The organism is Streptococcus cuniculi (assembly GCF_001921845.1).
In the GTDB taxonomy this organism is placed as follows: domain Bacteria; phylum Bacillota; class Bacilli; order Lactobacillales; family Streptococcaceae; genus Streptococcus; species Streptococcus cuniculi.
In genome coordinates this window covers 104,804-130,099 of the sequence record NZ_MSJM01000003.1, presented here as the reverse complement: position 1 = coordinate 130,099, position 25,296 = coordinate 104,804, and the positions used below count along the sequence as shown (strand labels likewise).

25 protein-coding genes are annotated in these 25,296 nt (G+C 41.7%); 22 read left to right on the top strand and 3 right to left on the bottom strand.

The window, feature by feature from the left end; translation table 11 throughout:
• Positions 1-2: 2 nt before the first annotated feature.
• Positions 3-1,187: an acetyl-CoA C-acetyltransferase gene (locus BU202_RS03925; protein ID WP_075104503.1), complete on the bottom strand. Its 1,185-nt coding sequence runs from the start codon at positions 1,185-1,187 to the stop codon at positions 3-5.
• 433 nt (positions 1,188-1,620) lie between these two features.
• On the opposite strand from BU202_RS03925, the gene BU202_RS03920 reads away from it, so the two are divergent.
• The 4 genes from BU202_RS03920 (at position 1,621) to BU202_RS10655 (ending at position 4,752) form a co-directional block, all read left to right on the top strand.
• Positions 1,621-2,313 (top strand): phosphoglycerate mutase, encoded by a 693-nt coding sequence (locus tag BU202_RS03920; RefSeq protein ID WP_075104502.1) that lies wholly within the window; start codon positions 1,621-1,623, stop codon positions 2,311-2,313.
• Positions 2,314-2,514: 201 nt separating this feature from the next.
• On the top strand, positions 2,515-2,595 hold the full coding sequence (locus BU202_RS10770; RefSeq protein ID WP_279626015.1) for a putative holin-like toxin: 81 nt from the start codon (positions 2,515-2,517) through the stop codon (positions 2,593-2,595).
• A gap of 283 nt (positions 2,596-2,878) precedes the next feature.
• Entirely contained in the window at positions 2,879-3,262 is a 384-nt protein-coding gene (gene gloA / locus BU202_RS03915) for a lactoylglutathione lyase (protein ID WP_067086165.1), read from the top strand.
• Between the two features lie 92 nt (positions 3,263-3,354).
• The gene (locus BU202_RS10655) at positions 3,355-4,752 is read left to right on the top strand and encodes a polysaccharide deacetylase family protein (RefSeq protein WP_075104501.1); all 1,398 of its coding nucleotides are present in this window, start codon (positions 3,355-3,357) and stop codon (positions 4,750-4,752) included.
• Positions 4,753-4,940: 188 nt separating this feature from the next.
• On the opposite strand, the gene BU202_RS03905 is transcribed toward BU202_RS10655, so the two are convergent.
• The gene (locus tag BU202_RS03905; RefSeq protein ID WP_075104500.1) at positions 4,941-6,023 is read right to left on the bottom strand and encodes a DEAD/DEAH box helicase; all 1,083 of its coding nucleotides are present in this window, start codon (positions 6,021-6,023) and stop codon (positions 4,941-4,943) included.
• Positions 6,001-7,002 carry a Gfo/Idh/MocA family protein gene (locus BU202_RS03900; protein ID WP_075104499.1) on the bottom strand — a complete coding sequence of 334 codons (1,002 nt, stop codon included), beginning with the start codon at positions 7,000-7,002 and terminating at the stop codon, positions 6,001-6,003. The genes BU202_RS03905 and BU202_RS03900 overlap by 23 nt, the downstream gene beginning before the upstream one ends.
• 130 nt (positions 7,003-7,132) lie before the next feature.
• Between BU202_RS03900 and udk the strand changes: the two genes are divergently transcribed.
• The 18 genes from udk to BU202_RS03810 all read left to right on the top strand — a co-directional run bounded on the left by udk (position 7,133) and on the right by BU202_RS03810 (position 25,278).
• The gene (gene udk, locus BU202_RS03895) at positions 7,133-7,762 is read left to right on the top strand and encodes a uridine kinase (protein WP_075104498.1); all 630 of its coding nucleotides are present in this window, start codon (positions 7,133-7,135) and stop codon (positions 7,760-7,762) included.
• 280 nt (positions 7,763-8,042) lie between these two features.
• Positions 8,043-9,599 (top strand): 2-isopropylmalate synthase, encoded by a 1,557-nt coding sequence (locus tag BU202_RS03890; protein ID WP_075104497.1) that lies wholly within the window; start codon positions 8,043-8,045, stop codon positions 9,597-9,599.
• A 14-nt stretch (positions 9,600-9,613) separates the two neighbouring features.
• The gene (gene leuB / locus BU202_RS03885; RefSeq protein WP_075104496.1) at positions 9,614-10,648 is read left to right on the top strand and encodes a 3-isopropylmalate dehydrogenase; all 1,035 of its coding nucleotides are present in this window, start codon (positions 9,614-9,616) and stop codon (positions 10,646-10,648) included.
• On the top strand, positions 10,645-10,914 hold the full coding sequence (locus BU202_RS03880) for a DUF1294 domain-containing protein (protein WP_075104495.1): 270 nt from the start codon (positions 10,645-10,647) through the stop codon (positions 10,912-10,914). The genes leuB and BU202_RS03880 overlap by 4 nt, the downstream gene beginning before the upstream one ends.
• 1 nt (position 10,915) lies before the next feature.
• The gene (gene leuC / locus BU202_RS03875) at positions 10,916-12,298 is read left to right on the top strand and encodes a 3-isopropylmalate dehydratase large subunit (protein ID WP_075104494.1); all 1,383 of its coding nucleotides are present in this window, start codon (positions 10,916-10,918) and stop codon (positions 12,296-12,298) included.
• A gap of 1 nt (position 12,299) precedes the next feature.
• On the top strand, positions 12,300-12,947 hold the full coding sequence (gene leuD / locus BU202_RS03870; RefSeq protein WP_075104493.1) for a 3-isopropylmalate dehydratase small subunit: 648 nt from the start codon (positions 12,300-12,302) through the stop codon (positions 12,945-12,947).
• A gap of 39 nt (positions 12,948-12,986) precedes the next feature.
• Positions 12,987-13,484 carry a GAF domain-containing protein gene (locus BU202_RS03865; RefSeq protein ID WP_075104492.1) on the top strand — a complete coding sequence of 166 codons (498 nt, stop codon included), beginning with the start codon at positions 12,987-12,989 and terminating at the stop codon, positions 13,482-13,484.
• On the top strand, positions 13,484-15,160 hold the full coding sequence (dnaX, locus tag BU202_RS03860) for a DNA polymerase III subunit gamma/tau (protein WP_075104491.1): 1,677 nt from the start codon (positions 13,484-13,486) through the stop codon (positions 15,158-15,160). The genes BU202_RS03865 and dnaX overlap by 1 nt, the downstream gene beginning before the upstream one ends.
• Positions 15,161-15,339: 179 nt before the next feature.
• Entirely contained in the window at positions 15,340-16,260 is a 921-nt protein-coding gene (locus tag BU202_RS03855) for a nucleoside hydrolase (RefSeq protein ID WP_167364739.1), read from the top strand.
• A 27-nt stretch (positions 16,261-16,287) separates the two neighbouring features.
• A complete protein-coding gene (locus tag BU202_RS03850) occupies positions 16,288-17,148 on the top strand; it encodes a carbohydrate ABC transporter permease (protein ID WP_075104490.1) in 861 nt (286 codons plus the stop codon).
• The gene (locus BU202_RS03845; protein WP_075104489.1) at positions 17,148-17,966 is read left to right on the top strand and encodes a carbohydrate ABC transporter permease; all 819 of its coding nucleotides are present in this window, start codon (positions 17,148-17,150) and stop codon (positions 17,964-17,966) included. The genes BU202_RS03850 and BU202_RS03845 overlap by 1 nt, the downstream gene beginning before the upstream one ends.
• Before the next feature lie 48 nt (positions 17,967-18,014).
• On the top strand, positions 18,015-19,394 hold the full coding sequence (locus BU202_RS03840; RefSeq protein WP_075104488.1) for an ABC transporter substrate-binding protein: 1,380 nt from the start codon (positions 18,015-18,017) through the stop codon (positions 19,392-19,394).
• 49 nt (positions 19,395-19,443) lie between these two features.
• Complete coding sequence (locus tag BU202_RS03835) at positions 19,444-20,250, top strand: HAD family hydrolase (RefSeq protein ID WP_167364738.1); 807 nt, start codon at positions 19,444-19,446, stop codon at positions 20,248-20,250.
• Between the two features lie 10 nt (positions 20,251-20,260).
• Entirely contained in the window at positions 20,261-21,136 is an 876-nt protein-coding gene (locus BU202_RS03830; protein ID WP_075104486.1) for a sugar phosphate isomerase/epimerase family protein, read from the top strand.
• A complete protein-coding gene (gene add, locus BU202_RS03825; protein ID WP_075104485.1) occupies positions 21,137-22,141 on the top strand; it encodes an adenosine deaminase in 1,005 nt (334 codons plus the stop codon).
• A 72-nt stretch (positions 22,142-22,213) separates the two neighbouring features.
• Entirely contained in the window at positions 22,214-23,005 is a 792-nt protein-coding gene (locus tag BU202_RS03820; RefSeq protein ID WP_075104484.1) for a DeoR/GlpR family DNA-binding transcription regulator, read from the top strand.
• 27 nt (positions 23,006-23,032) lie between these two features.
• Positions 23,033-24,490 carry a hypothetical protein gene (locus tag BU202_RS03815; RefSeq protein ID WP_075104483.1) on the top strand — a complete coding sequence of 486 codons (1,458 nt, stop codon included), beginning with the start codon at positions 23,033-23,035 and terminating at the stop codon, positions 24,488-24,490.
• Positions 24,491-24,501: 11 nt separating this feature from the next.
• Complete coding sequence (locus BU202_RS03810; RefSeq protein WP_075104482.1) at positions 24,502-25,278, top strand: hypothetical protein; 777 nt, start codon at positions 24,502-24,504, stop codon at positions 25,276-25,278.
• Positions 25,279-25,296: the final 18 nt, after the last annotated feature.

Genomic DNA, 25,296 nt, shown 5'->3' with positions numbered 1-25,296 from the left:
CTTTATCCTTTTTGTACAGTTGAGATAATCAGGGCAATCCCTTGTCCTCCTCCGATACAGAGGGAACAAAGTCCCAAGTGGTCTCCACGTTTTTGTAATTCGTGGATTAAGCTAACGAGAATGCGACTACCGCTGGCTCCGATTGGGTGGCCAAGGGCAATAGCGCCTCCGTTGACATTTACCTTTTCACTATCTATTCCTAACTCTTGAATGACAGGAATGGATTGTGCAGCAAAGGCTTCGTTGAGTTCAAATAAGTCAATGTCAGCGATGGTTTTATTTATTTTAGCGAGTGCCTTTTGGCTGGCTGAAATAGGACCAAGGCCCATGTAATCAGGATTTAGTCCACTTGTTGCATAGCTTTCGATGTAGGCAAGAGGTGTCACACCAAGTTCTTGGGCCTTGTCATCAGACATTAAGACCAGCATGGCACATCCGTCATTGATTCCAGAGGCATTAGCGGCTGTGACTGTGCCGTCTTTTTTGAAAGAAGGGCGTAAGGTAGCCAATTTTTCAAGCGAGCTAAGACGCGGGTATTCATCGACTTCAAAGACGATAGTGCCTTTGCGCGTCTGAAGCTGGATCGGTACAATCTCATCGGTAAACCGTCCTGCTTCAATCGCAGCAGCAGCTTTTTCTTGACTGGAAAGAGCAAAGCGGTCTTGCGCTTCGCGGCTGATGCCGTACTTTTCAGCGATATTTTCAGCAGTGATGCCCATATGTTCTTGGCTAAAGGCGTCTGTTAAGCCGTCTGTTAAGAGGGCGTCTTCTAATTGTAGGTGTCCGAGTTTGCCACCGAATCGGCTCTGTTTGGATAGATAAGGTGCCTGGCTCATGATTTCAATTCCACCAGCGACAACGATATCATTGTCTCCAAGCAAGATAGATTGGGCTGCTAGTAGGACTGATTTTAGTCCAGAACCGCAGACCTTATTGACATTGTAGGCAGAAACAGTCTCTGGTAGACCTGCTTTGAGAGCGATTTGACGGGCAATATTTTGCCCGTGTCCGCTACTCAAGACATTGCCCATAATCACTTCATCAATTTGTTCAAGGGGGATATTGACCGCAGTTAGGGTCTTCTGTAAAACTTGCGCCCCTAAATCTGCAATGTGAATATCCTTTAGACTGCCTCCAAAACTACCGATAGCAGAACGGTAGGCAGATACGATTGCGACTTTTTTCATGCGAACTCCTATACATCTATAGTCTTTCATTAGGTTTAAAATGAAGTGAGCCGAGCTCACATTGCTATAAACCAGCAATGAAATGAATAATAGTGGTTTCGCCTTGATTTAGTGCTAGGCAACGAGTCGCAGGTATAACTAGGACATTTCCAACCTCCAACAGTCTCCTAGACTGTTGGAGCAAGGCGAGTTAACGACGTAATAAATGAAAGCGAAACGGCTATATAATCGTGAATGTGTCGTATTCAGCCTTACTATTATACCATTTTTTAAGCCAAATAATAGCAATAAATCTCAGTCTCAAGGCTGATTTTCTATTGCTTGAAAATGAAAGCGTAAACAGATTTAGATGGGGCTAGCTTTTTTTTCGCTTTTTGTGTAGAATAGAAAGGTAGAAGAGGGAGACCTCAAAAACAAAAGGAGAAACAAACAAATGGTAAAATTAGTGTTTGCTCGCCACGGTGAGTCTGAATGGAACAAAGCCAATCTTTTCACAGGTTGGGCAGATGTTGACTTGTCTGAAAAAGGGATACAACAAGCAATCGATGCTGGTAAATTGATTAAAGAAGCTGGTATTGAATTTGACCAAGCCTACACTTCAGTCTTAAAACGTGCGATTAAAACAACCAACCTTGCTCTTGAAGCAGCAGACCAATTGTGGGTTCCAGTTGAAAAATCTTGGCGTTTGAACGAGCGTCACTACGGTGGCTTGACTGGTAAAAATAAAGCAGAAGCAGCTGAGCAATTCGGTGATGAGCAAGTACACATCTGGCGTCGTTCTTATGATGTCTTGCCTCCAGCGATGGCAAAAGACGATGAGTATTCAGCACACACTGACCGCCGTTATGCCTTGCTTGATGATTCAGTTGTTCCAGATGCTGAAAACTTGAAAGTAACGCTTGAGCGTGCTCTTCCATTCTGGGAAGATAAAATTGCGCCAGCGCTTAAATCAGGTCAAAATGTCTTTGTAGGAGCACACGGTAACTCTATCCGTGCCCTTGTAAAACACATCAAAGGCTTGTCAGATGATGAAATCATGGATGTGGAAATTCCAAACTTCCCACCACTTGTCTTTGAATTTGACGAAAAATTAAACGTAGTAGCTGAATACTACCTTGGAAAATAATTTCGAAGGAAAGCTGGACACTAGTCCAGCTTTTTTGTATGGCTCATTAGCAAGGGAAAAATAGTAAAATCACCTTGAAAATCATAGGTTTTATGATATACTAAAGTAGGTAACAAAGTTGAGACGGTTGCCGTTGCCTAGTCTGGAGGTGGTGCTTATGTATGTAAGTCACGAAATCCGACGGAAAGGAGACGGTAGAGCTTGTCCGTTTATGAAGTGCTCTCTCTGATGATTGCCTTTGGTGGTCTGATAGTAGCCATTATGAACAGCAAGAACAAATAAAAAACCGTCCCACACTTTAGCCAGTCGTGGACGGTTTATAGAAATATAAATAAATACGGCAACGGCTACCGTCTTAAACGGTGTTACCGAGGGGGCTGTTTCCGCAGCTCCCTTTTTCTATCTCTATTATAACTTTATTTTATGCTATTGTCAATTTCCTTGGGACTGGCGACTTGATTTCTGGTAGGGTTATCTATTCTCTTTGAATTTTACACTTTTCATAGAAGAAAAAAATGCCCGTTTATGATATAATGTGGGTGATAGAAGAGAAAAGGAGTTTGAAATGGCTAGTAAGAAAATGTTGCACGCTTGTCTGCGTGTTGAGAACTTAGAAGCATCTCAGGAATTTTATGAAAAGGCTTTTGGTTTTAAAGAAACACGCCGTAAGGATTATCCAGAGCACAAGTTTACCTTGGTGTATCTAGCGCTTCCCGGAGATGAATTTGAGATTGAATTGACCTATAACTATGATCACGGACCCTATGTAGTTGGAGATGGTTTTTCACATTTGGCACTTTCTTCGGATGATTTAGAAGGAGATAATGCCAAACATAAGGCATTAGGCTATCCAACGACTGATTTATCAGGTTTACCAGGCAATCCAGGACGTTATTACTTTGTAACAGATCCAGACGGTTACCGGGTGGAAGTGATTCGCGCGGATTAGAAAGTATGGGCAAGAATCGAATAGAATGGATGAGACTTGCCTTTTTTTGTCGAAAAATGCACGATTGAGAAAAGAAAAGTATGAGGTGAAAAATGAAGAAGGGGATTGTTCTCGTTGTCGTTAATGTAGTCCTAATAGGACTTGCTATTATTTTAGGAGTCAAGGCATTTGCCTATTTTCAAGATCAAAAGGTCACGAGCTTTATTGCTGAAAAGCAGAGCCAGTTATTTGATCAGCAAGCTCAGGTCATCCAAAAAGGAAATATTGGTTCGACTCATGTTGAAGCAGGGATTCCTAAGGATAAAAATGGGCAAGAAAATGCTGTTTTTAAAGAAAAAATAGAATCTTACATTGGGGAGAAGGTTGGTACTGAAAAGCCGAGTGGCAAAACCAAGGAACTCTTTTTTGTATCACTTAAGGATGGTGTAACCAACTTTTCGGGTGTTCATGCCAAGCAAATTCAGTCAGAACGCTATCAAGTAAAGACTTTTTCGCTGTCTTCTGGCGAAAAAGAAACAGGAGCTACCTTGTTAGTCACTCAAGATGGGCAACCTTTTACACTTGAAACGTTTGTGGCAGATAGTGGTGCTTTGAAAGCAGCTTTTAGTACACAGTTGAAGGCTGATTTGGCAGCTAAGCAAGTGGCAGAAGCGGAAATCGAAAAGATTGTCAGTCAATTTGAAGCCAGCAATCTAACAGACTATCCTTTTTCCTACAAGGAGAGCCAGTTGAGCCTAGATGTTCCAGAAAAAGAATTTCAAGTCAAGCAGATAGCACTTCCGATTGCTTCTATTTTTGGAATTGTCAAGGGAGAGTATCTAGCAAGTGGAGATCAGGAGGCCTATGCGGCCTATCAGGCTGAAGAAGAAGCTAAGAAGCATCAAAAGAGAATCGCTCTTACCTTTGATGATGGTCCAAGTGCTGTGACGACACCGCAGGTACTGGATATTCTGAAGAAGTACAATGTCAAGGCGACCTTCTTTGTCCTCGGTCAAAATATTGCAGGCAATGAAGAAATTCTCAAACGGATTGTTGCTGAAGGTCATGAAGTAGCGAGCCACACTTGGGATCATGCCAACCTTGTCACCTTATCAGGCGATCAAGTCAAGCAAGAGATGGATCGGACTCAAGAGGCGATTCAAAAAGTGACAGGACAAGCTCCTACCATGATGCGTCCGCCGTATGGTTCTGTCAACCAATCTGTTATGTCCATCATGCAGTTACCTGTTATCTACTGGTCTGTCGATTCAAAAGACTGGCAGAGTCGCAATCCTGTGGCCATCCTAGGTGAGGTGAAGGCCTGCACCTATCCGGGTAGTATCATCTTGATGCACGATATTCATCAACCGACGGTTGATTCTCTGACCTCGGTCCTTGATTATCTCGTGGGACAAGGTTATCAACCGGTGACAGTCAGCGAGTTGCTTGGAAAGAATCTCAATCCACAATTGATTTACTATGATCAGCAGTCAGCTAGACCTGCACAATAAGAAAAGAGGGAGTGGGACAAAAATCGTGATTTCGTAGAAATCGATTTTGTAGTCCCACCCCCGCAAGGTTGACGTGGCTTGTAGAATATTGATTTATCAATGTTTTACAAGCCCGACAACTACTGCGTCAACCTGTTAAACCTATGAAACGTAACGAGGCAAGGGACTTTTGTCCCAGCCTCTTTCGTTTACTCTACATATAACATCTGATTTTTGAGGAACAGTTGGCGGACGGTGGCGTATTTCTTGAGCGATTTGAGCTCTTCTGGGTGGCTGATGAGGGTAATGACAAATCCGTCTTTTCCCATGCGACCAGTCCGTCCTGCGCGGTGGGTATAGGTTTCTTTGTCTCGTGGCACATCATAGTTGACGACGCATTCAAGCAGTTCAATATCAATGCCCCGCGCAACCAAGTCTGTTGCAAGTAGCAAGGTGAGGGCATGGTTTTTAAATTTTTCCAAGATAACCTTGCGGAATTTGACATTAACGTCGCTGGCAAGAGAAACGGCTTCAATACCACGGTACTGCAATTTTTCCTCGGCACTTCCGAGGTCGGACAGGGAGTTAAAAAATACGAGGCCACGGAAATCTTCAACATGAGCGAGTTTGCGAAGCAGCTCAACCTTTTCCCGTTTGTCCACTTCGAGATAAAAGTGTTGAATGTTGGTCAACTCCATATTGTCAATGGCAATCGTGCGGGTATGGGGAGCTAGTTTGTCTGGATCAACTTGACTGGTTGCACTCATGTAAATCAACTGATGATCACGTGGCGCGTAGCGACAAATTTTATCGACAAAAGGATATTGAGAATCGCTGAGCAACTGGTCAAATTCATCTAGGACAATGGTGTGGACATTCATCATCTTGACTTTCTTGAGTTTAATCAGCTCAAAAATCCGCCCCGGAGTACCAATCAAGATTTCAGGCCCTTTTTTCAAGCGTTCGATTTGGCGTTTTTGGCTAGAGCCAGATAGGAATAACTGCGCCTGAAGTCCAATCGATTCGGCCCAGGTTTTACACACCTCAAAGATTTGTCCTGCCAGTTCAGTATTCGGTGCTAGAATCAGCAACTGCTGGGCCTTTTTTGGCTGAATGGTCAAGAGGGTCGGGAGCAGATAAGCCAAGGTCTTACCAGTCCCTGTCGGGCTGATTCCAAGGACTGTTTCTCCTGCATGAATCGGCTCAAACATCTGTTCTTGAATAGGGGTAAAACTGGTAAAGCCAGCCTGGTCTAGCTGGTCTTGCCAACTAGCGGGAAGTGTCGTTTTCATTCACATCTCCTTCAAAATGGATATGGGCAGTCTGCCGCATGTGGTAAAGTGTGTTGTGGACTGCCTGAGCAGCTGCTAGCCAGTTTTCATAGTGTTCAGGTTGCGGGCTTGCAATCATGTCCGCAAATCGTTCCACTTCTTCTAACATGGTATGAGGCGCTTGCTGGATAGAAAGAGGAATAGCTTCTCCTTTTAGCGGGTGGAAAATAGCAGAACTGATATGCTCGATTGTGTCCAAGACAAGTGTTCCCTGATTAGTATAGATTTCAGCAGGAAGCGAGCTGTTGATATCTTTTCCTGTTTGAATGGTTACTTGGAAGTCAGGATAAATCAACTGACCAGAGCCGTTCAAATCCACGCTATTTGGCAGTTGATGAGCGAAATAGTGGGCATCCATTGGCTCACCAAAAAGGCGAATGCTGGCATAGATAGGATAAATTCCTAAATCCATGAGAGCACCACCGGCAAACTGACTAGAAAAGACATTTGGTGTTTTTCCAGTAAGAAGGTCAGGCATTTTGGACGAATATTTAGCATAGCTAAAATGCGCACCCCAAACCTCCTTGTCCGCTAAAAAATCAGCAATGATAGTAAAAGCCTGTTCGTGGTAATTGCGGGCTGCTTCAAAGACGAAGACGGATTGTTCTTTTGCTGTATTCACCAGGTCAGTCCATTCCTCTGGTCGTGTGACTGCTGGTTTTTCGATGATGACGTGTTTTCCGGCTAGAAGCGCAGCTTTTGCCTGCCCGTAGTGGAGGGAGTTAGGACTGGCGATGTAGAGAACATCAAAGCTGCTTGCTAGAAATGCCTCCATATCTGCGTAGAGCTGAATATCTGTGTCATAGCGTTCTGCGAATGTTCTTGCGCTTTCCATGGTCCGTGAGTAGACGGCTACCAGTTGGTATTTTTTTGTTTCATGAGCTGCTGCGATAAAATGATGCGCAATTGCTCCTGTTCCAATAATGCCTAATGTTAACATGATGCTTCCTTTATTGATTTGATAAGACTATTATACCATGAATGAAGAGAGAATGTCGGAAGTAGAAATTGTTTGACACGGGAAGCTCATTTTATGGTACAATAGGTTGAATACAAATGAGGAGTGACCCATGGCACAAAAACCGATTATTATTGGCGTAACTGGTGGATCAGGAGGTGGAAAAACCAGTGTTTCACGCGCCATTTTAAATAATTTCCCCAATGCCCGCATTTCGATGATCGAACACGATTCCTACTACAAAAATCAATCGCATTTGACCTTTGAAGAGCGGATTTTGACCAACTATGACCACCCCCTAGCCTTTGATACAGATTTGATGATTTATCATCTCAGCGAATTGTTGGCAGGACGTGGAGTGGATATTCCGATTTATGATTACACCCAGCATACCCGTTCAGACAAGACCTATCATCAAGAACCGCAAGATGTCTTTATCGTAGAGGGCATTCTTGTCCTAGAAGACAAGCGTCTGCGCGATTTGATGGACATTAAGATTTTTGTGGATACAGATGATGATGTGCGGATTATCCGTCGGATTAAGCGGGATATGGAAGAGCGGGGTCGTAGCTTAGATAGCGTGATTGAGCAGTATCTCGGCGTAGTCAAACCCATGTACCATCAATTTATCGAGCCAACCAAGCGCTATGCGGATATTGTCATTCCAGAAGGTGTGTCCAATGTCGTTGCTATCGACTTGATCAATACCAAGGTTGAGAGCATTTTGCGTAGCCGTGGTTAGTAGAGATAGGAGGCGGATATAATCCGTTTCTTTTTAAGAATGAATTATCAGATAATTAAAACAATACAGAAAATTGTTGCAATAACAGCTAAAAAATGGTATGATAGGTTCATTCATCTAAAAGGAGAAAGTCAAATGAAACTCGTTTCGTCTATGAACTTATTGTTGCGACGAGGGGGCTAGTGCATACCAGCATTAGTCCTGTTTGGCTTACCAAGCGGGCAAACATCTCGCTTGGTCAAGTGAGATGTTTTTATTTATGGAGAAAGAGGAGTAGATTATGCGTACAGTTGAATTTCTTGATACCAGTCTTCGCGACGGCGAGCAGACCCCGGGAGTGAATTTTTCGATTAAGGAAAAGATTGCCATTGCCAAGCAGTTAGAAAAATGGGGCATTTCAGCCATTGAGGCAGGTTTTCCAGCAGCCAGTCCAGATTCCTTTACAGCGGTCAATGAGATTGCAAAAGCCATGAAAACCACAGCTGTAACAGGTCTTGCGCGCTTGGTCAAATCAGACATTGATGCTTGCTATGAAGCTCTAAAAGATGCCAAATACCCGCAGATTCATGTCTTTATCGCCACCAGTCCCATTCACCGTGAGTTTAAGCTGAAAAAGACCAAGGAAGAGATTCTTGAGAATATCAAAGAATACGTCAGCTATGCTCGGTCTAAATTTGACATTGTCGAATTTTCACCTGAAGATGGAACGCGGACGGAGCTGGATTTTCTTTTAGAGGTTGTTCAGACTGCGGTGGATGCGGGAGCGACCTACATAAACATTCCTGATACGGTCGGCTTTACCACGCCTGAGGAATATGGGCAGATTTTTAAGTATCTAATCGAGCATGTCACGTCAGACCATGAGATTATCTTTAGCCCTCATTGTCACGATGACCTTGGTATGGCGGTGGCAAACAGTCTTTCAGCCATTAAAAATGGGGCAGGTCGTGTGGAAGGCACGATTAATGGAATCGGTGAGCGGGCAGGAAATGCGGCTTTAGAAGAAGTAGCTGTGGCCCTTAATATCCGTGCGGACTACTATCAGGTAGAGACGGACATTGTCCTCAATGAAACGATTAACACTTCTGAAATGGTGTCACGTTTTTCTGGTATTGCCATTCCGAAGAACAAGGCTGTGGTCGGTGGGAACGCCTTTTCGCACGAGTCAGGCATTCACCAAGACGGTGTCCTTAAAAATCCCCTTACTTATGAAATCATTACACCAGAATTGGTCGGTGTCAAGAGCAATAGCCTACCGCTTGGCAAACTCTCTGGTCGCCATGCCTTTGTGGAGAAATTAAAAGAATTGGCGCTGGAATTTGACGAGGCAGAAATCAATGAACTCTTCAGCAAGTTTAAGGCCTTGGCGGATAAGAAACAAGAGATTACCGATGCCGATATTCGGGCCTTGATTGCAGGTGTGACGGTGGAAAATCCAGAAGGCTTCCACTTTGATGATTTGACCCTTGCGGTGGACGGCGAGCAGATGATAGCGATGGTTCGCTTGGTCAATACTGACGGTGAGAAAGTCGAATGTCAGGCAACTGGCAAAGGGAGTGTTGAAGCGATTTTCAATGCCATTGATGACTTTTTCCATCAGGAAGCCAAACTCTTGTCTTACAATATTGAGGCTGTGACCGACGGAATCGACTCGCAGGCGCGTGTCTTGGTGACGGTTGAAAATCAGGCAACAGAGACGATTTTCAATGCTTCAGGGCTAGATTTTGATGTCTTGAAAGCGAGCGCTATTGCCTATATCCATGCCAATATCTTCGTTCAAAAAGAAAATGAAGGAACGATTGGCCAAACGGTGTCCTATCGTGATATGATGGAATAGTCAAGGAGGATAGCATGAAAAAAACAATCGTTGCCCTTGCAGGAGACGGAATTGGTCCTGAAATCATGCAGGCAGGTTTGCGGGTGTTAGAAGCGGTTCAATCAAGCCTTTCGTTTGAGTATGAAGTTGTAGAAAAAGCCTTTGGTGGTGCAGGAATTGATGCCAAGGGGCACCCGCTTCCCCCAGACACCTTGGAGGCTTGTCAAAGAGCAGATGCGGTGCTTCTTGCTGCGATTGGCAGTCCTCAGTACGATAGCGCTCCTGTTCGGCCAGAAGAAGGCTTGCTGGCCCTTCGTAAGGAATTGGGGCTCTATGCCAATATTCGTCCTGTTACCATTTTCCCTGCTTTGAAACATCTCTCGCCTTTGAAAGAGGAGCGAATTGCCGATGTGGATTTTGTGGTGGTGCGCGAGTTGACAGGCGGGATTTACTTCGGTCAGCATGAGTTACAAGAAGATGTGGCGCGTGATGTCAATGAGTATCAGGCCTTTGAGATTGAGCGGATTCTGCGTCAGGCCTTTGAATTAGCCAGAACACGGAAGAAAAAAGTGACCAGCATTGACAAGCAAAATGTCCTTGCGACCTCAAAATTGTGGCGAAAAGTGGCGGATCGCATTGCCCAAGACTATCCCGATGTAGTCTTGGAGCACCAATTGGTCGATAGCGCAGCCATGGTGATGATTACCCATCCTGCTCGATTTGACGTACTGGTGACGGAAAATCTCTTCGGTGATATTTTGTCAGATGAGGCTAGTGTCTTGTCTGGGACGCTGGGGGTCATGCCGTCTGCCAGTCACGGAACGGGAGCTAGTCTCTACGAGCCAATTCATGGCTCTGCTCCTGATATTGCGGGGCAGGGGATTGCCAATCCCGTCAGCATGATTTTGTCCGTTGCTATGATGTTGCGTGAGAGTTTTGGAGAAAGTGCAGTCGCTCAAAAGATAGAAGATGCTGTTGCAGCCAGTTTTGCGGCGGGCATCTTGACAAGAGATTTAGGAGGAAATGCCTCTACCCTTGAAGCGGTAGATGCAATTATAAAACACTTATGACAATCAAACAAATGGTAAGTATGGCCCTCGTGGTCTGGAATTTAATCGTCTTTGTCACCTATGGCTTGGACAAGGGAAAAGCGCGGCAACAAGCCTATCGAATCCCTGAGAAAACCTTGCTTGCAATGAGTATTCTGGGAGGTGGTCTTGGTGCCTGGGCTGGTGGAACCCGTTTTCATCATAAGACGAAGAAATGGTATTTTCAATTGGCTTGGTTCCTTGGGTTAATCATTGACGGAGCAATCATTTACTGGATTTGGAGGTAGAATGGCTGGAAAATCGATTTTAGATAAGGTCTGGGAGCGCCATGTCATTACAGGCAAAGAGGGGCAACCCCAGCTCATGTACGTTGACCAACATTATATCCATGAGGTGACGAGCCCTCAGGCCTTTCAAGGCTTGCGTGATGCAGGTAGACGCCTGCGGAGACCTGATTTGACCTACGGAACCTTTGATCATAATGTACCCACGGTCAATATCTATGATATTCGGGATGTGATTTCAAAAGCACAGATGGACAAATTGGCGGAAAATGTGGTCGAATTTGGTATTGACTGCGCTAATCATGGCTCTGAACTCCAAGGCATTGTCCACATGATTGGGCCAGAAACAGGGCGTACACAACCAGGGAAGTTCATCGTCTGCGGAGATAGCCATACGGCAACGCACGGTGCCTTTGGTGCCTTGGCTTTTGGAATTGGAACGAGTGAAGTCGAGCATGTCTTTGCGACCCAGACCATCTGGCAAGTTAAGCCTAAAAAACTCTTGGTCGAATTTGTCGGTCAACCCCCAAAAGGAGTCTATGCCAAGGATTTTATTCTCGCCTTGATTGCGCAGCATGGTGTTGGCTTGGGGGTTGGCTATGCAGTGGAATACCGCGGTGATGCAATCGAGCGCCTCAGCATGGAAGAACGCATGACCATTTGCAATATGTCCATTGAATTTGGCTCAAAAATTGGCATGATGAATCCTGACCAAACGACCTATGAGTACGTGAGACAAACTGCCAATGCTCCTCGTGACATTGAAGCTGCGATTGCGGATTGGCAAACCTTGGTTTCAGATGACGATGCCGTTTACGACAAGGTCATTCGCATGGATGTCTCACGTCTAGCACCTATGGTAACATGGGGTACCAATCCCTCTATGGGGGTTGAGGTTGATGAACCATTTCCAGCTATCAAGGACATGAATGATGAGCGGGCTTATCAATACATGGGAACCCGTCCAGGGCAGAAGATTGAAGAAATTGAACTGGGCTATATCTTCATCGGCTCCTGTACCAATGCGCGCTTGAGTGATTTGGAGCTGGCAGCCAAATTTGTCAAGGGCAAGAAAATCGCGCCCCATTTGACAGCCATTGTCGTGCCGGGGAGCCGACCGGTCAAGCGAGCAGCTGAAAAATTGGGCTTGGATAAGATTTTTCTCGAAGCAGGTTTTGAATGGCGAGATCCGGGCTGCTCCATGTGCTTGGGCATGAATCCAGACAAAGTGCCAGACGGTGTCCATTGTGCCTCAACCAGCAATCGGAATTTTGAAGACCGACAAGGTTTTGGAGCTAAGACCCATCTGTGCAGTCCTGCCATGGCAGCTGCGGCAGCCATTGCTGGGCGCTTTGTGGATGTGAGACAACTGGCGGAGGTGGAGTAGGATGGAAAAATTTACCACTTATACAGGAACGACGGTTCCGCTGATGAATGACAATATTGATACCGACCAAATTCTACCCAAGCAGTTTCTCAAGCTCATTGATAAAAAAGGGTTTGGCAAGTATCTCATGTACGCTTGGCGGTATCTGGATCATGCCTACACGGAAAATCCTGATTTTATCTTTAATCAGGACGCGTATCGAAGAGCAACTATTCTAGTGACAGGGGATAATTTTGGTGCGGGTTCGTCACGGGAACACGCAGCTTGGGCCTTGTCAGATTATGGTTTTAAGGTCGTGATTGCAGGTTCTTTTGGAGATATTCACTACAATAATGAATTGAACAACGGCATCTTGCCCATTGTCCAGCCAAGGGAAGTCCGTGAGAAATTAGCAAATCTTTCCCCTGATGATGAGGTGACGGTTGATTTAGAAAAGCAGACCATCAGCTCACCCGTGGGCGAATTTCACTTTGACATTGACAGCGAGTGGAAATACAAGCTCTTAAATGGTCTGGATGATATTGGTATTACGCTCCAGTATGAGGAGTTGATTGTTGCTTATGAACGCAATCGCCCTGCCTATTGGAGAAAAGATGAAGAGGAAAAAGCATCAGGCAAAGAAAGAATTTCATCAGAAAAGAGGGGCTAGGACCCTCTTTTTGCCCGCTTTTGTGCTATAATATGAACTATGTTAGAACAAGAAAAAAAATCAACCTATGACTTACTCTTAGCCCAGTTAGCAGGGCTTCTTGACGGCGAACGCAATGCTTTGGCCAACCTGTCCAACAGCGCAGCCCTCCTTAATCAGACTCTTCCTAATTCTGTCTTTACAGGCTATTATCTCTTTGATGGGACAGAATTGATTTTAGGGCCTTTTCAAGGCGGCGTTTCCTGTGTCCATATTGCACTTGGAAAGGGTGTTTGTGGCCAGTCTGCCCAAGAAAGCAGAACCATCATCGTAGACGATGTGCGGACCCATGCCAACTATATTTCCTGCGATGCGGCAGCTCTGTCTGAGATTGTCGTGCCCATGATAAAAGAGGGGCAATTGCTGGGCGTACTTGACTTGGATTCGCACTTGGTCGCAGATTACGATGCCATTGACAAGGAATATCTTGAGCGATTCGTAGCTCTCTTGGTTGAGGGAACGGATTGGAATTTTGCCATGTTTGGAGAGAGAAACTAATGTATCAAGCCCTTTATCGGAAATATCGTAGCCAAACCTTTGGCGAAATGGTTGGGCAAGAAGTGGTTGCAACCACCCTCAAGCAGGCCATTGAACAAGAAAAAATCAGTCATGCCTATCTCTTTTCTGGACCTCGTGGAACAGGAAAGACATCTGCTGCAAAAATCTTTGCCAAGGCCATGAACTGCCCCCATCAAGTAGGTGGGGAGCCTTGTAATGACTGCTACATCTGTAAAGCCATTACGGAAGGCAGTTTGGAAGATGTGATTGAGATTGATGCAGCTTCAAATAACGGGGTCGATGAAATCCGTGATATTCGGGATAAGTCTACCTATGCGCCGAGCCTTGCCCGTTACAAGGTTTACATTATCGATGAGGTCCACATGCTCTCAACAGGGGCATTTAATGCCCTCTTAAAAACCTTGGAAGAGCCGACTGAAAATGTGGTCTTTATCCTTGCAACGACAGAACTCCATAAGATTCCAGCGACGATTTTGTCACGGGTACAACGCTTTGAATTTAAGTCGATTAAGATAGGAGACATCACGCGCCACTTGGCAACTATCCTTAAGCAAGAAGAAATCGGCTTTGATGATCAGGCTATTTCCATGATTGCCCGTCGTGCTGAAGGTGGGATGCGGGATGCCTTGTCTATCTTGGATCAGGCCCTTAGCCTTAGTGCAGACCATGATTTGACCCTTGAGGTGGCAGAAGAGATTACGGGTTCGATTGGTCTCAAGGCCCTCGATGCCTATATGGAAAGTATCCGTGAAGAGGATGCTCCGACAGCCTTACAGCATTTACAGACCATTTTTGATAATGGAAAGAGTATGATTCGCTTTACGACAGATGTTCTCTATTATTTGCGGGACTTGCTGATTGTGCAGACAGGTGGGGAAAATCCTCATACCAGCACAGTTTTTGCAGACAATCTCCAAATGGGACAGGAACGGATTTTCACCATGATTGAGACGGTTACCCGTGCCTTAACGGATATCAAGACGAGTCCCCAGCCCAAGATTTATGCGGAAATGATGACCATTCGCTTGGCAGAAGATAAGCACCAAGAGGTCAAGCAAGGACAGGAGGCCATTCCAGACAATCTGCGGGAACAGCTTCAAGCCCTCCAAGCTCAAGTTCAATCCCTGCAACAACAACTAGCCAGTCTTGGCAAACAGCCACTAGAGGTCAAGCCAGTTTCACGTAAACCACAAGCCAATAAAAAATACCGTCCAGATACCAATAAGGTGCATGCAATTTTACAAGAAGCCATGGAAAATCCAAGTCTGGCACGGGAAAATTTAACCCGCCTGCAGAATGCTTGGGGAGAAATTATCGAAAGTTTATCTGGGGCGGACAAGGCCTTGTTGGTTGGTTCTCAACCTGTTGCGGCCAATGAACACCATGCTATTCTTGCCTTTGAATCAGCCTTTAATGCCGAACAAACCATGAAACGGGAAAATTTAGATGCCATGTTTGGTAATATCCTAAGTAAGGCAGCAGGCTTTTCACCCCACATTCTAGCCATTGCCCACGAAGATTGGCTAGCCATTCGGGCGGAATTTTCTGCCAAAGCCAAAGGACAAAAAGAAGCGACACCAGCAGTCGAAGAAGAGCCACTCGTCCCAGAAGCCTTCCAATTCCTAGCCGATGCGGTCACGATTGTGGAGGATTAGTTCGGATTTATTTAGATGCGTTATTTCTTGCACTAGTGAGAAATAACGTTTTTTTATATAAAAGTTGTCTAAAACCAATTATTTGTTTAAAAAGTTGTAAAAAAGCATATTTTTTCTTGACAAAGCGAGAAGAAAGGAGTAGGATATAAAATGTAAACGCTTACCAAAGGAGATGGATAATGATTGACAATGTAAAAATTTTGCAACAACTAGAGAAGCCAAAGGGGAAGGTCGATGTTGTACTAGATACAGATACCTATAACGAAATTGATGATCAGTTTGCTTTGGTCTATCTGATACAATCTAGTGAAAAATTATCGCTGAAAGCTGTGTATGCTGCACCTTTTTTTAATCACCATTCAGTTAGTCCAGAAGATGGCATGGAAAGAAGCTATCAAGAGATTTTAAATGTGTATAAATTGATTGATAATTATGATTATCAAGAAGTTACCTATCGTGGATCAACAGATTTTTTAAAAAATACAGTTACTCCCCAGCATTCTGCTGCTGTAGATGATTTAATTGAACGAGCGATGCAGTATACAGCGGAAAATCCTCTCTATGTCATTGGTATTGCTGCAGCGACCAATATTGCGTCAGCTATTTTATTAGAACCTAGCATCATCGATAAAATCGTTGTACTGTGGCTTGGGGGATTGAGTTATGACTGGCATGATAATACCTCCTTTAATTCTGGACAAGATGTAGCCGCTGCAAGAGTATTGCTAGATTCTGGAGTAGCATTGGTTCAATTTCCTGGAAAAGGTGTAATTGACCATTTTACTACAACAGGACCAGAATTAGAATACTGGCTAAAGGGTAAAAATGATTTTTGTGACTACATGATTTCAAAGACGGCTGAAGAGGCAAGGATTACCTATGGTGGGAAAGTCTGGTCTAGGGCGATATGGGATGTTGTACCTGTTGCGTGGCTATTAGATGGTGATTTTATGTTGGATAAACTTGTAACTAGTCCGATTATGCAAGACAACCATTACTATAGTTATGATCCCCGCAGGCATTTTATCAAGTATGTCTATAATGTCAAACGAGATAATTTGATGCAAGATTTATTTGATAAAATTTCGAACATTTCCTAGTAGAGGTAGAGTAGGAGAGTAAACGGCATGAAAAAGATGGCGAAGAAGATGGAGCCTTTTCTCTATTTATTTCCTTCAATGCTTTTGTTGGCAAGTTTTACATATTTTCCCTTTGTTCAAAATATTATTGATAGTTTATTTATTGTCAATGCATCAGGTGTTAGAAAGGCATTTGTTGGATTTGAAAACTATCTTCTTCTATTTAAAAATGAACAATTTATACAAGCTGTTTTTAATACAATCAAATATGCCTTGATTACCATTCCTTGTTCATTAGGAATCGGATTGTTACTTGCAATCATAGCTCGTAAAAAAACAAAGACTTCAATAATCTACGAAGCGCTATTTTCTCTCCCTATGGCAGTTTCCTTATCTGTTATAGCAATGATTTTTCAACTGATGCTCAATCCGAACCTTGGTATTGTTAACAAAATATTAGGATTAGATATCAATTGGCTTAAAGAAAGATTGACAGCTCTTCCGTCTCTCATTGCAATGGAAATCTGGCTGAATATTGGGTTTAATTTTCTCTTTATGTTGACAGCGATTCGCAGTATTCCAGAAGAAATACTGGAAAGTTCAATTATTGATGGTGTCAACAAGGTGCAGTTAGTCTATAAAATTATCATTCCTTGTATTTCGCCAACTCTCTTGTTTTTACTAGTATCATCTATTGCCAAAACAATGATTACAAGTGGCTTAACCTTGATTTTAACGCATGGTGGACCAAATGGGACAACCGAAACGATTGTATCCTTTATCTACCGCACAGCGATTGTGAATCAAAATTATAATGTTGGGTACGCTGCTTCAGTAGTTGGATTTTTCATCACATTTCTATTTGTCATGATTAGCTTTGTTTATGAAAAGAAAGGTGTGAATTATTGATGAACCACATTAAATCAGTTGCCTATCAAGCAATGTGTGTAGGGCTCGGTCTACTTGTGATTTTACCGATACTATATGCCCTTTCTATTTCATTCATGAATTCAGATGAGATTTTGACTAGAAAAATTGTGCTCTTTCCAAGCACGTTCTATCTACAAAATTACATTTCAGCATTTACGAATGCCCCACTCGCTCGCTTTTTATTGAATTCATTTCTTATTACAATTGGCGCTTCTTGCGTTCGTCTTTTTACAGCAAGTACAGCAGCTTTTGCCTTTTCTTTTTTTGAATTTAAAGGGAAAAAATTATTGTTCATGCTATATTTGGGAACAATGATGATTCCCGCTGATCTGTTGATTATTAAAAATTACCATACAGTTGCCAAGCTAGGCTTGATTAACACCTATCTTGGTATGATGATTGTCTTTTTTGTAACAGTAGTCAATGTTTTTGTGATGAGGCAGTATTTTATGTCCTATTCTAAATCGATTAGAGAAGCAGCGATGATGGACGGATGTAGTAATTTCATGTTCTTTATGAGGGTGTTACTTCCTTCCTCAAAGCCAGTGCTTGTCACCACATTTATCTCATCTTTTGTGGGAGTATGGAATCAGTACCTATGGCCACTACTTGTTACGAATCAAAATGAAAAACGAACAGCTCAAGTAGCTGTGACACTCTTAAACTTTCCGGATGCCAGTCCTCATGGTATTATCATGGCAGCTGCAATTATCATTTTATTACCATCTGTGATTGTATTCTTGAGTTTCCAACGCTATATAAAGAAAGGAATGATGTCAGGTGGTGTAAAAGGATAGAATGTTGTCGCAATAGGTCAGTTAGAAGGATCTCAGAAGGAGAAAAAAATGAAGAAGACATTTCAAATGGCAAAAATGGGCTTTGCACTATGTGCTTCCATGCTACTAGTGGCTTGTGGATCAAGTGGGGAAAGCAGTAAAGAATCATCAGAATCAACTAATTCGGTAACACTTATGGATGAGGTGAAACCTGTTGATATTACATTTTGGCATGCCATGAAGGGGCCGAATGCGGATGCTTTAGAAAAAATTGTAGCGGATTACAATGCAACGGTTGGAAAAGAAAAAGGGGTGACTGTTACACCAGTCTTTCAAGATACGGGAATTGCTAGCAAAGTCAAGATGGCTGCGTCGACCGATGATATAGAAAATGCTCCTGATATTATTCAAACAGTAGGAAGCGATATTCCTAGTTTATCTGCTCTAGAAGAAATTGTACCAGCACAAGAATTTTTTGATTCAAAAAATGCTGGCATTACTACGGATGACTATTATCCACATTTATTGCGGACCTTTACCTATAAAGAAAAAATTATGGGAGTTCCAATGAATGTTTCAACCTTGTTATTGTATTACAATGAAGATTTACTGAAGAAAGCTGGGCATACTGAAGCACCTGCTACTATTGCAGAATTAGCACAGTACAGTACCGATTTGGGTAAGGTAGATGGAGTAACAGGTTTAAATACAGAAATTGCCCGTTACCAGCTTGCCAACTTTATTGTAAGTCAGTCAGAAAAGAGTTTCATGGGAGATAATGAAGGTGGGCGTCTTCAGCCAATGACAGAGTATACTATGGGAAAAGATGGTACCTTAAAGGCATTTTTGACTGAGTGGGAAAAGGTGGTTCAATCAGGAAGCTATAAATATTTGGAAGATAATCCAAATGAAGAATTTGCATCAGGATTAAATGCTATGGTCCTCTTATCTTCTGCTCGATTAGGAGCAATTAACCACTTGGTTGGAGATAAATTCCAATGGAAGACCGCCTTTCTTCCAAAAGTGAACGAAAAAGATACTAGTGGTGCTAGTGTCGGAGGAAGTGCTCTTGTTATGTATAATCGTGGGGATAATAATAAGTTAGCTGCTGCCTGGGATTTTATTAAGTATGCAACATCACCTGAAGTTCAGGCGACTTGGTCCCAAGCGACAGGTTACATACCAGTAAATAAAAATACTGAGAAACTCGATTCTATGGTTGAGTTCTATGCTAAGAACCCTAATTATAAAGTGGCCTTAGAACAGATGAAGGCATCAAGTCCAATGGCGCAAGAACCGTTTGACTTGGTGAACTGGGAAGTGAATGATATTGTCAAAGATACCATGGGAAGATTTGCCCAGAAACAACTATCGGTTGATGAAGCGGTTGAAGAATTGAGCACGAAGAGCAATGAGGCTTTGGCTGAATATATTCGGGTAAATGAATAAAAAATTACTCCTTATTTCAGTCAACTGGAATAAGGAGCTTTGCGTTAAGATGGAAAAAATGAAAACGATAAAAACAGTGGTTTGCGATATTGATGGAACCTTGCTTGAAAAAGGAGAAATGCTACCTAGCAAGGTGGTTACAAGAATCAAGCTTTTGAAAGAATATAAAATCGACTTTGTATTCGCTTCAGGGCGCTTGCCTAGTAGAATCCATCCTTTAGTGGTACAGCTTCAACAAGAGGATATGTTTGTTGTTGCTTGTAATGGAGCACTGGTTTATCAAGGAGATACTATCATTTTTGAACATGTATTTCCAGTAAAATTACTAGAAAGTTTAGTAAGGTTGGCTGATTCTTTTGACATGACAGTATTGTACTCACTTGGTGGCGTTGAATACTGCCATCGAGAAACAGCCGCATCCAAGCGTAAGCGCAGGGAGCGAGGGGATTATTTTGCTATTCAGCCACTTGATTTTGCGACGATGCAATTGATAAAGGTGAATATATTGACAGAAAATGCCTTGTATCTACTAGATGAGGAATTACAAAAGTTAGAGGGGCTTGTAAATATCACACGTTATGGCAATCAAGGCGTGGAAATTGTACACAAAGACGTGAGCAAAAAAACAGGAATAGATCATTATTGTCGCCTGAAGAAGAGGGAGTTTTCTACTATAATGGCGATTGGAGATAATGAGAATGATATTGCGTTATTTAAGGCATCTGGAATTGCAGTAGCAGTAGCAAATGCGAGCTCAGATGCTAAGCGGTCTGCTCAGATAGTAACGAGTCTTTCTTCGGCAGATGGTGTGGGAGAAATACTTGCACAGCTATTAGATACACAAGAAAGGAAGTGAGGAAGAAATAATGGAATTATCAACATCGACAAATATTTTATTTGAAAGGCGAGATGGGGAGCTGATTCCTCAGGAAAAGGTTATTCGACTCTGTGCAGAAGCGGGCTACACCATTTTAGACTTTTGTTTTCATGATTTAATTACTTATGAGAGTCCTTTAAAAACAGATAATTGGGAAGACTATTTTCATTTTATCAAGAAAGTTGCTACAGATTGCAATATTCGCTTTCAACAGGGGCATGCCATTGTCTATGATTTTTGTCGGACGGATATTGATCATCGGCTGTACGACGAATTATTTAGAAGATGTATTGTCGGAGCGAATATTTTAGGAATAAAATGGCTAGTGGTACATCCTTCAACAGTTCGGGACGAGGTGCTTTTTAAAGCAAAATCCAAGAGGAAAAACATCGAATTTTTCCAGAAATGGGTTGCAGTTGCAAAAAACTATCAGGTGAGTTTTGCAGTGGAAAATATGTGGGATTTGCATATTCAGCCTATTCGCCAGTATTGTGTTGAAGTAGAAGAATTGATAGAACTAGTAGATGCGGTTCCTGGTCTAGGTGCTTGCTGGGATTGCGAGCATGCAGAAATTATGCAAATTGACCAAGGGCAGGCTTTAGAGGCACTGGGTCATCGCTTAAAGGCTCTTCATATCTCAGATTACACAAATGAAAAAGACATTCACTTATTGCCGTATTTGGGAAATAGTAACTGGGATGCTATTTTTACGGCTTTACGAGGCATCCAGTACGATGGCTTATTTAATTTTGAAATTCACAAATATCTCGTTAATATGCCCCACGAACTAATACCAGAAGCTATGAAATTTAGCGTTTCAATAGGTCGGTATATGATTGAACAGATTAAAAGAGGGGGAAAGTAATTGGATGAAGCGCAACTAAGAAGACTTCCAAAAGTTGAATTGCATTGTCATTTGGATGGCTCTATTAGTCTAGATTTTTTAAAGAAAGTCTATAATAAGACTGAACATGATGCCATTAAAATGCTTGCAGATTTGGTGATTGCTCCTGATAAATGTCAAAATTTAACGGAATATTTACGGTGTTTTTCTTTGTTAACAGGAGCTCTTAAAACGGAGCATTCTCTACAGCTTGCTGTCTTAGATGTTGCCCAACAAGCTATAAAAGAGAATATCATTTATATGGAGTTACGATTTGCTCCAGAATATGTAGCAAATGAAGCTATGTCTATGGAGCAGGCGGTGTTGGCAGTAGTAGAAGGAATACGGCTAGCCCAAAGCCTCTACAAAATCAAAATAGGTTTGATTTTATGTATGATGCGAGGCAAAGATAACCAGCAGATCGTTCATCTTGCTTCAAAATACTATCAAAATGGTGTAAATGGTTTGGATCTGGCAGGAAATGAAGTAAAATATGGTTTTTCAGCGCTTGATCAAACATTATTTGCACGAGCAAAGAGTGAAGGGGTTCCTTTTACGATCCATGCTGGAGAAACTGGGAGCGTAGAAAATGTCTTAATGGCTGTTCAGCTAGGAGCATCTCGAATAGGACATGGCATTGCTCTTTCAAACAGCAAGGTAGCAACTGATTTTATCAAAGGTTTCCCTGTTACACTAGAGCTATGCCCAATCTGTAATATTCAAACAGGGGCGAGTCCAGCTTGGTCTCAGTACCCTTTTCAGTCTTTTATAGATGATGGTATTCAGGTGACCTTAAATACGGACAATAGAACAGTATCGAATACGAGTTTGACTAAAGAATTTCTAACGATTTCGCATCATTTTAATCTGACGAAAGAAACTGCAAAGAAATTAGTAGAAGATGCCATAGATGCTGCGTTTGTAGCTCCAGATGTAAAACAGGAATTGAGACGACAATGTGCTGAATTTGACTGTGAAAATGAGTAGTGACAGTAGGCCTATTTTCAAAAAAATGCGATAATAGAAAAGAAGATTGAAATAAGCCAAGGAGATATACACATGAACAAGGCAGAGAAAAGGCGTGCAACCATTTTAGATATCTTATCAAAAGTACCGGCTTCTTCTATTGCGATACTATCTGATAAGCTAGGTGTTTCTACAGAGACGCTTAGAAAAGATTTACAGCAACTAGCTGCGGAAGGGAAAATTATCAAAAGACATGGCAGTGTCTTACTGAAGGATAGTTCCAAAAATTATCTACCATTTGATTTGCGTCGTAAGATGAACCGAGCCTATAAATCTAAAATCGGGGCTAAGGCCAGTGAGTTGGTGGAAGAAGGAGATGTCATTCTGCTAGAAAATAGTACAACTTCTTTAGCGATGATCGAAGCGCTACTTGGGAATAAAGACTTGCTTCAAACTCTAACCATTATCACAAACTCGTTTTCTATTATTGCATTGATTGAAAAAGAACAGGTCAAAGGTTGCTTCTTTTTAGGAGGATGGATTGACTTTTCACAACATGCTACAACAGGCAGTATAATGGAAGAGTTTTTTAAAAATATCTATGTTGATAAGGCTTTTTTAAGTGCAGCGGCAGTTGATGATGAGGGGAACTTATCTAGTTATTATGAAAGTGACACGATTTTTCAAAAAATAGCCTTGCAACAGGCAAAACAGAAAGTGTTGATGATTGGAAAAGACAAGTATCCCAAGCAGGCCTTGTTAAAAGTTGCCAATATCTCGGAATTTTCGCATATCATAACAGCTACCCCGCTGTCTGAAAAGCTGATTGAGAAAATTGGAGAATGTGGTCAATTAAGCAGTGAAAACGGGATTATTAGTGTTTAGTCTTTATATAGAAAAAGGGTATGAAATATGAAAAAAAGAATCATCTGTTGTATAGTATTGATTGGTTGCCTTGTAGGGATACATGTTGCAGCAGATACTATTGAGATGGAGATTACAACTCCGTCCATCAGTCAGTCTCGAATCGCTCCAGAGAGAGACTTTTATGTTATCGGTAAGTTAAATGGGACAGTTCCTCAAGATGCTACGCTGTCTGTAGAACTTTATAAGGCAGGAGCGACTACCCCGATTCGTGTAGTGGAAACGCGGGGAAAGAGCAATCAGTCAATGAATGTGAATTATCCGTTATTATCCTACTATGCCTCTGATGATAGAACTCCATTATATAGCGCAATGATGCCAGATTTGGTCTATGATGCTGAGGATTCTAGTTCAATCCAAGCGATATGGAACAAAGCTTATTTTACTGATAGAACCTTTACGGCTCTGTTAGCAGGAGGTGAGTATTCAACGGATGTAAATCTTATAGACAAAAATGGGCGACCAATTGAAAAATTAAAATCAGGCCAATATCTTTTGGTAGTAACAATGAGGGATACCAATGGCAATATTCAAGGAAGGACACAGAAAAATATAGCCATTGATCATGCTAAAGATAGAATGCTAGCTCGTTTTAGTCCTTCTAATCATTTTGAGAATATTAAAGAATTTTCTGAACAGCGTGGATATGAATTATTTTTAGATCCGTTTCCAGGTTACTGGTCACCGAGTAATTATATTCCAGAGTTATCAGGTTCGCCTATATTTGCAGAGATTTTACCGAAATGGCGTTTAGCTGATGCACAAGAGTATCAAAGCGGTGTCGCTCATTTTGTCATCTATAATGTTTCTGACACTAGTGCAACTTATAATGTAGAAGTAGGAACATTACAACATCAAGGTGTTATTAATGATAATAAGAGAATGCAATCGTACTATTACTCATTCGGTGAACCACTATTGCCAAATGGGGTAAAAAGTACAATCGTTAAGTTTGAGCAAGGAGATAAGTTACAGATTACTCGAGTAGATAATACAGGGCAGCTATCTGTTAAAGATAACTATATGGACGCTAATACGTTTAATCAATTAGTTTCTTATGACATAGATATGGCAGATGGTACAGTTATACATGATGGAGATAAGCTATCCTTTAATGGAGTTGTTACACCTATTCAAAACTCTTTGAGTGATATAGAAAAACGTGGCGATGGAACATATGTGATGCAAAATAAAATTTTAAGTGTTGACTATAAGATTGTTGATACAGCTAGTGGAACTGTGTATGCTTCGCAATCTAAGAATGTAGGTATAGATCGAATGATTGACAATAAGGTTAGAAATTCTATTTTTGAATTTAGACATGAAGTACAGTTCCCTAAAGGTCTAGTTGGCAAGAACATTAGTGTGTTGATAGAGGCTAAAGATATATACGGGCAAACAGTTTCTGGAACTCAAGAAAAAATACCTGTAGAGGTATTACGATAAGGAGAGAATCGTTGATAAATCAAGATATATTAGGATTGTTTGATAATTTTAAAAGAAATTTAATGCTTGAACGATGTATTTCTCAATTTATTCATCTAGGTTTTATATCAGATAATGATTCTGCAGTAGACGTGTTGGAACAGCGACTAATAAATGTTTTTGAGGGGAAAGAGATTCCAAATAGACATGAGGCATTGCAGTATCTCTCCCTCTTTTCCTTTGACTTAACAATTAGTCAAGTTAACATATTGTTAGAAAATCTTTTTGATGGAGTACAGCTATTATCAAATAATGATCCTATAGATTTGTTATATTATCAACATTATAAGAATAAATTTCAGAATCATTCAGAGTTTTTATCTATATTATCAGCGATTCAGTTTGCTTATATGGCTAATCAAGAGGAAATTGAGTTTTCTCTTTCTAGTCAAGTGTTATTAGGTGAGCTGATAGTTGCAATGGGGAGTAGTTGGAGTGAGTGGATACAAACTTTAAAACGATATTTATTGTATAATCATAGCCATTTAGAAGAAGTATTGTTTTTTACGGAACGGTATATGATACAATGTGTTGATAAGGAGAATCCGATTGATGCGGTGACATATAAAGAGTACAGGAAAAATTATTTGGCTGTGAAAAACAAACAAATATTTATTCCCAGATTATTCATTATTATTTATTCTTTAATGAAATATCCAATGATGGAAGAGCTTAAGAATTTATACAATATAAATAGATATCAGACAGTAGTAGAACAACGTATAAAATTTAATATTTATGCGCGCTGAGTTGTAAAGATATAAATG